Genomic DNA, 7,488 nt, shown 5'->3' on the forward strand with positions numbered 1-7,488 from the left:
CTATATCATGAATGTTTTATGATGGTCAAGCATTTTTGAAAACTTTTTTTGTTTTTAAGAAAATGTTTAATTCAAATAGCGAAAAGGCGTGCCTTATCAGGCACACCTTTTCCGCATTACGCTTTGATGACTTCTCTATTTCCCATATAAGGGCGAAGCACCTTTGGTATAATGACGCTTCCGTCTTCCTGCTGATAATTTTCTAAAATAGCGGCAACTGTTCTTCCAACTGCCAAACCTGAACCGTTCAATGTGTGTACATGCTCTGGTTTGCCTTTCGCTTCACGTCTGAAACGAATGTTCGCACGTCTGGCTTGGAACGCTTCGAAGTTGCTGCAAGAAGAAATTTCACGATATGTGTCTTGGCTCGGAATCCAAACTTCTATATCGTATTTTTTCGCAGCCGTAAATCCTAAATCTCCCGTACACATACTCATTACACGGTATGGAAGTTCCAACAGCTGGAGCACACGCTCAGCCTGGTTTGTTAGTTTTTCTAACTCATCATAAGAATCTTCCGGCTTTACAAACTTCACAAGCTCCACTTTATTAAACTGGTGCTGACGGATTAATCCGCGTGTATCGCGCCCTGCTGAACCAGCTTCTGAACGGAAACAGGCACTGAATGCCGCATAATTAATCGGCAGGCTGTCACCTGACAGAATTTCATCCCGATGCATATTTGTGATCGGCACTTCAGCAGTCGGAATCAAGAAGTAATCCTCTTCCCTGATCTTAAACGCATCCTCTTCGAACTTTGGAAGCTGTCCTGTTCCCGTCATGCTTGCACGGTTTACCATATAAGGCGGGATAACCTCAGTATAGTTATACTCATCCACATGAAGGTCAAGCATAAAGTTATAAAGCGCACGCTCCAAACGAGCACCTAAGCCTTTATAAAACACGAAGCGGCTTCCTGTTACCTTCGCAGCACGTTCAAAATCAAGAATGCCGAGCTCATCAGCAATATCCCAATGCGGTTTTGGCTCATGTGCAAATGAAGGTGTTTCGCCCCATTTCCGGATTTCTACGTTATCATCTTCCGTTTCACCGACTGGCACTGATTCATGCGGAATATTCGGGATTGAAAGAAGAATGGTCTCAAGCGCAGATTCTACTGTTCTTAATTCTTCATCAAGTTTTTTAATTTCCTCGCCGACTTCACGCATTTCTTTAATGATGTGATCCGCGTCTTTTTTCTCGCGTTTCAAAGCAGCTACCTGCTGGGATACTTCATTCCGTTTTCCTTTTAGTTCTTCTACTTTTCCGATAAGCTCTCTTCTTTTATCATCAAGCTCCTCGAACTTATCAAAATCTGTTAAGTCTTCGCCTTTGTGTACAAGCTTTGCTTTAATTTCTTGAAAATTTGCTCTCAGCATTTTCGTATCAAGCATGCGAAACACTCCTTTTTTCATTAAATTCATTGAATTATCGAAAATAAAAAGAGCCCTCATCCCCATGAAAGGGACGAGAGCTCTCGCGTTGCCACCCTGATTGAAAACAAGCCATAGACTTGTTTTCCGCTTTCACACATAACGGTTATCCCGTAAATGCCTACTTCATTCAGCATTTCGCTCAAGGATGGATTCAGACAGCATCTTTCACCGATTCGCACCAACCATCGGCTCTCTTAGAAAGAGAGGCTTCCTACTAGTTCCTATCAACGCTTTTCGATCTTTATTTGTGTTTATAATGTACTATAAGTTTCCACAGCTTTCAACTGTTTTATACAAGGGCTTTCTGCTTGTATTCCTCGACCATTTGAACGAACAGCTTTGTCACTCGATGATCCTCTGTCAGCTCCGGATGGAACGAACAGCCCAAGAAATTACCCTGTTTAGCCGCAACAATGCGTCCGTTATGCTCAGAAAGCACTTCAACATTTTCACCGGCTTCCAAGATATGCGGCGCACGGATGAATACACCAGTGAAAGGTTCGTCCAGCCCTTTAATTGTTAAATCAGCTTCAAAGCTGTCAACCTGCCGGCCAAACGAATTCCGTTCAACAACTACATTCAGCAAACCTAAATGAGCGTTATCTGAACCGGCAATTTCCTTTGCTAAAATAATTAAACCGGCACATGTCCCAAACATCGGTTTTCCCTGAGCAGCAAACTCACACAATGGCTCCATGAATTGATACGTATCAATTAAACGGCGCATTGTCGTGCTTTCTCCGCCCGGCAAAATTAAACCATCGATTTCGTTTAGCTGCTCTGGGCGTTTAATAACAAGTCCAGCTGCACCGCATGCTTCAATTGCATGGATATGCTCTCTTACTGCTCCTTGAAGTCCTAGTACACCTATTGTTAACATGTCGCAGCTCTCCTATATTCTTACCAGCCGCGTTCTTGCATACGCTGTTCTGGAAGTAAATTTGAGATTTCGATCCCTTTCATTGCAGTTCCAAGCTCTTTTGAAAGCTCTGCAATCAATTTATAATCAGTGAAGTGAGTTGTCGCTTCCACAATTGCTTTTGCGAATTTTGCAGGATTGTCTGATTTGAAGATACCAGAACCAACAAATACACCGTCAGCGCCAAGCTGCATCATAAGTGCCGCATCAGCAGGAGTCGCTACGCCGCCAGCCGCAAAGTTAACGACAGGAAGTTTACCGTCTCTTTTAATTTGTTGAAGCAGCTCATAAGGCGCTCCCAAATTTTTCGCTTCAGTCATCAGCTCATCATCGCTCATTGCAACTACTTTGCGTACTTGAGCGTTTACCTTGCGCATATGGCGAACAGCTTCAACGATATTACCAGTTCCAGGCTCACCTTTTGTACGAAGCATAGAAGCGCCTTCAGCAATACGGCGTGTTGCTTCGCCGAGGTCACGGCAGCCGCACACGAAAGGAACTGTATATTCATTTTTATTCAAATGAAATTCTTCGTCAGCCGGAGTCAGAACTTCACTTTCATCAATATAGTCAACACCCATAGCTTCAAGCACACGCGCTTCAACAATATGTCCGATACGCGCTTTTGCCATTACAGGGATGGATACAGCATTCATTACTTCTTCCACGATTGTAGGGTCTGCCATACGGGCAACTCCTCCAGCCGCACGAATATCAGCTGGTACACGTTCTAGCGCCATTACAGCGACAGCTCCAGCCTCTTCAGCAATTTTCGCTTGTTCCGCATTGATGACGTCCATGATGACGCCGCCTTTTTGCATTTCTGCCATTCCGCGTTTTACACGTTCAGTACCTGTTTGAGCCATTTCTTGGTCCCCCTAATCAAGGTATAGTTATATGATTTCTATTTCTTATTGTATCCTAGAAATCCAATAATTCATATGGATATAACTTATTTTATTCGGTTTTTAGGGCTTTGAAAATCATTTTTTATTAAAAATTGGGTTTTTTCAGTATATTAAGCGAAAGAGCCCTAACATCAATCAGAGCTCTTTCCATTCATTAAAACCAGCCAGTTACTGTATCAACAATGCTTCCCCAGATACCAGCGAAAAATCCGCCGATGCTGCGCATTGTTAAAACAAACCAGTTTGCTTTATCTACATTTTCTTTCGTCACAAGGTCTACACCTGCCAGGCTGCTGTTAAGGAACCCATAGTCCTTTTCATCACCTGTATATTCCGCAGTCAGTTTCCCAACCTTCGTCCTTTTTTTCACAGGGGCAGTCAAAGTGTCTTTGTTTAAAGTGACTTTTGCTTTGTAATTCTTTTCTTCACCATTTTTGACAGGAAGAGAAAATGCCTTGCTTGTGACAATGCCTACTTCTTTCTCTTTACCTTTATCTACAGAAATGGTTTTATGGCCTTTTACCTGATCGCCTTCAGCATAAATTTCTTTCATAGAGAAATTGTTGAAAGCATAATCAAACATTTTTTTCGTTTCATCGAAACGGCCAGTGTGAATGTTGCCTTTTGCGTTTAACACCACAGTGATGACACGCATTCCGTTTCTTTCAGCAGTTCCTGTGAAACATGAACCCGCAGAGTCAGTAGAACCTGTTTTCAGTCCATCTACAGTTGCACCTTTGTACTCGCTGACTAGACCCTTCAGCATAAAGTTCCAGTTCGGCATGTCCATTTCATCATCTGTGCCTTTTCTGAACTTCATTTTTGAGATGCTGGAAGTTTCTAAAATCTCAGGGTAGTCAGTAATCAGGTGATCTGCAAGAATAGCCATATCCTTAGCAGAAACTTCACTTTCTTCATCTACGCTTGTCCCTTCAGGCTGCTTGCCGTGAAGATCTTTGTTTTCAAGACCTGTTGCATTAACAAATTTGTAATTTGTTAATCCCAGTTCTTTTGCTTTTGCATTCATTTTTTCAACGAACTTTGTTTCAGAGCCTGCAATAACTTCTGCAATGGCAATCGCAGCCGCATTTGCAGAATAGATTGCTGTCGCTTGATAAAGTTCTTTTACTGTGTATTTTCCGTCTTTTCGAAGAGGAACGTTTGATAAACTGTTATCTTGGGAAATCTCATACACATAGTCATCAGGCGTATAGGTTTGATCCCATTTTACTTTGCCTTCATCAATTGCTTCTAATAACAGATACTCTGTCATCATCTTTGTCATACTTGCAATTGGCAGTCTTTTCTCTGCGTTTTTGCTATAAAGAATTTTACCTGAAGAAGCTTCGATCATAATGGCAGCTGATGCGTTGATATCAATTGGATCGCTGGCAGCCTTTGCTTTTGACATTGGAGTCAGGCAAGTTACGGCCAGTGTTAAAACAACCAATGACATCAATAGCTGTTTACATTTCTTGATGTTCAATCGTACGACCTCCGTATTTCATTTTTCTTCATCTATAATTAAGCCGTTAAGGACATTTTCAATGCACAACAGTATAAATTTTATCATAATCGGTATAAAAAAAATAGACAGAGTCAGAGACCCTGTCAAATGTTTTTAATTTGTAACAATTTATTTATGAAATTGTATAGTTCGGTGATTCTTTTGTAATCTGTACATCATGCGGATGACTTTCACGAAGGCCTGCACCAGTCATACGAATGAACTGAGCTTCTTCTCTTAAAGCGCGAAGATCTTTAGATCCGCAATATCCCATACCAGAACGAAGACCGCCGACTAGCTGATAAACTGTTTCTTCAACTGGCCCCTTGTATGGTGTGCGTCCTTCAATGCCTTCTGGAACGAATTTTTTATTTTCTTCTTGGAAGTAACGGTCTTTACTTCCTTTTTCCATTGCAGCCACAGATCCCATACCGCGGTATACTTTGAATCTTCTGCCTTGGTAGATTTCAGTTTCACCAGGGCTTTCTGACGTACCTGCCAGTAAGCTTCCAAGCATAACAGCATGTCCGCCGGCTGCCAATGCTTTTGCAATATCGCCAGAGAATTTAATTCCGCCGTCTGCGATAATTGTTTTGCCATGTTTTCTTGCTTCAGTCGCACAGTCATAAATCGCTGTGATTTGAGGTACACCAACACCTGCTACCACACGAGTAGTACAAATTGAACCAGGTCCGATTCCTACTTTGACAACATCAGCACCAGCTTCGAAGAGTGCTTTTGTCGCTTCAGCTGTTGCTACGTTTCCAGCGATAATATTTAATTCAGGATACGTTTCACGGATCTTTGTCACTGTGTTTAACACGCCTTGAGAATGCCCGTGTGCTGTATCGATAACAATGACATCCACATTGGCTTCTACAAGCTTTTTCACGCGTGTCATCGTGTCGCCAGTTACACCAACTGCCGCGCCAACGATCAAACGGCCGTGAATGTCTTTAGATGAATTAGGGAACTCGATAACTTTTTCAATGTCTTTAATCGTGATAAGACCTTTTAATTTATTTTGATCATCAACGAGTGGAAGCTTTTCAATTTTATGTTTCTGCAAAATCTTTTCAGCTTCGTCTAAAGTCGTTCCAACCGGTGCAGTGACAAGTTCTTCTTTTGTCATAACATCGCTGATTTTCATTGAGTAATCAGAAATAAAACGAAGGTCGCGGTTCGTGATAATACCGACAAGCTTTTGGTCTTCTTTGTTATCTACAATCGGAACACCGGAAATTCTGTATTTCCCCATCAAATGCTCCGCATCAAAAACTTGGTGATCAGGAGTTAAAAAGAAGGGATTTGTAATAACGCCTCGTTCAGAGCGTTTTACTTTATCAACTTGTTCAGCTTGCTGCTCGATCGACATATTTTTATGAATGATCCCCAAGCCGCCCTGTCTAGCCATTGCAATCGCCATTGCTGATTCTGTTACAGTGTCCATACCTGCGCTGATGACAGGAATATTCAGCTTTAACGTCTTTGTAAGTTCAACAGATAAATCCACATCACGCGGAAGTACCTCTGACTTAGCTGGTACAAGCAGCACATCGTCGAACGTTAAGCCTTCTTTTGAAAATTTACTTTCCCACATTAGTAAATCCCCCTCTTTTCGGCAAAATATTATATGTAGATTATCAACAAGCCAAGAGCATGTCAAGGAACCGAAAAAGAGTTGAAATATTTAGATAACGGAAAGGAATTAGAAATACATATGACATATCATGATTGGAAAGACTTAGCGCTATTTTACTCCGTAGAATCAACCCAGAAATTTCTAGAAAAAGTCTATGTCTTAAATGGTGCAGATGAGGCGAAACAGAACTCTTTTAAAAACAGCGAGCGGTTTATTTTCTTCTTGAAGCATGCTGAATCATTTTATAAGCAAGCCTCTTGCTCGCCTTTAGAAATCAAACCGATTCTTTTATTCTACGGGATGTCACAGCTGATCAAAGCATGTCTCATCACACAGGATCCTCACTACCCAAGCCATACATCAGTTCTCGCACATGGCGTCACAGCGCGTAAAAGAAAGAAGCAAAATTATTGTTTTAGCGATGATGAAGTGAAAATACAACGCAACGGTTTATGTATGCACTTCATGAAACACTTATTTGGTCAATCAGGTATAGAAGATGAACGGTATACTATGAAAAAGTTATTAGCCGCTATACCAGAATTAAGTGATATTTTTCAATTTCAGAAAAAGGAATGCTTTATTACAAAGGTTGAGAAGGAAAAAGACATGGTTTCTATACCAGAGGATATCGTCATTCATTATAAGATGTCTGATTCACGATTTGTTGAATATATGTCTCATCATTTTCGATGGACCTTTTTGAAGAAAGATAAAGATGACCTGCTGTTCCATCTTTCGCGGCAAGACATAAATCCATGGACGTCAATCAGCCTATTATTTGATTTGGACAAAAGACAATATTATATTCCTTCTAAACGAGATCAGTTTCTTAAACTTCCGGAAATAACAATCCATTATTTAATTTTGTACAACATAGGAATGATTGCGAGGTATGAGACAGAATGGTGGTATGAGCTGTTAACGCAGCATGTCAGTGATGATTACGTGTTAATTCAGCAGTTTTTAATGGTAACGGAAAACAAATTTCCCAAATACGTTTTGAAATTCCTGCAACAATATATATAAACAAAAAACCCAGCTCAATGAGCTGGGTTTTACCCTTGCTTGGCGGC

Annotated in this window: 6 protein-coding genes and 1 other annotated feature; of the genes, 1 reads left to right on the forward strand and 5 read right to left on the reverse strand. The window is 41.0% G+C overall.

The features are described from left to right. Positions 1–116: 116 nt before the first annotated feature. From serS to guaB, 5 genes are all read right to left on the reverse strand, one after another. Complete coding sequence (gene serS, locus CJU60_RS21185; protein ID WP_024123591.1) at positions 117–1,394, reverse strand: serine--tRNA ligase; 1,278 nt, start codon at positions 1,392–1,394, stop codon at positions 117–119. Positions 1,395–1,460: 66 nt separating this feature from the next. Next, positions 1,461–1,673: a binding site (T-box leader), on the reverse strand. A 52-nt stretch (positions 1,674–1,725) separates the two neighbouring features. Next, the gene (gene pdxT, locus CJU60_RS21190) at positions 1,726–2,316 is read right to left on the reverse strand and encodes a pyridoxal 5'-phosphate synthase glutaminase subunit PdxT (RefSeq protein WP_095714848.1); all 591 of its coding nucleotides are present in this window, start codon (positions 2,314–2,316) and stop codon (positions 1,726–1,728) included. A 20-nt stretch (positions 2,317–2,336) separates the two neighbouring features. After that, on the reverse strand, positions 2,337–3,221 hold the full coding sequence (gene pdxS / locus CJU60_RS21195) for a pyridoxal 5'-phosphate synthase lyase subunit PdxS (RefSeq protein ID WP_024123589.1): 885 nt from the start codon (positions 3,219–3,221) through the stop codon (positions 2,337–2,339). Positions 3,222–3,417: 196 nt separating this feature from the next. Beyond that, positions 3,418–4,749: a D-alanyl-D-alanine carboxypeptidase gene (dacA, locus tag CJU60_RS21200; protein WP_095714849.1), complete on the reverse strand. Its 1,332-nt coding sequence runs from the start codon at positions 4,747–4,749 to the stop codon at positions 3,418–3,420. A gap of 154 nt (positions 4,750–4,903) precedes the next feature. After that, positions 4,904–6,370, reverse strand: coding sequence for an IMP dehydrogenase (gene guaB, locus CJU60_RS21205; protein WP_024123587.1), 1,467 nt, complete (start codon positions 6,368–6,370; stop codon positions 4,904–4,906). A 120-nt stretch (positions 6,371–6,490) separates the two neighbouring features. Here guaB and CJU60_RS21210 point away from each other — a divergent pair, with 120 nt between their 5' ends. Then, positions 6,491–7,441, forward strand: coding sequence for a YaaC family protein (locus tag CJU60_RS21210; RefSeq protein WP_095714850.1), 951 nt, complete (start codon positions 6,491–6,493; stop codon positions 7,439–7,441). The last annotated feature ends 47 nt before the right edge of the window (positions 7,442–7,488 follow it).

Source organism: Bacillus sp. 7705b (genome assembly GCF_002289525.1).
GTDB classification, from domain to species: Bacteria; Bacillota; Bacilli; order Bacillales; family Bacillaceae; genus Bacillus; species Bacillus halotolerans.

Coding starts and splice junctions, on each gene's coding strand:
- serS (WP_024123591.1), bottom strand. CDS start 1,394: ATGCTTGATACGAAAATGCTGAGAGCAAATTTTCAAGAAATTAAAGCA.
- pdxS (WP_024123589.1), bottom strand. CDS start 3,221: ATGGCTCAAACAGGTACTGAACGTGTAAAACGCGGAATGGCAGAAATG.
- CJU60_RS21210 (WP_095714850.1), top strand. CDS start 6,491: ATGACATATCATGATTGGAAAGACTTAGCGCTATTTTACTCCGTAGAA.
- guaB (WP_024123587.1), bottom strand. CDS start 6,370: ATGTGGGAAAGTAAATTTTCAAAAGAAGGCTTAACGTTCGACGATGTG.
- pdxT (WP_095714848.1), bottom strand. CDS start 2,316: ATGTTAACAATAGGTGTACTAGGACTTCAAGGAGCAGTAAGAGAGCAT.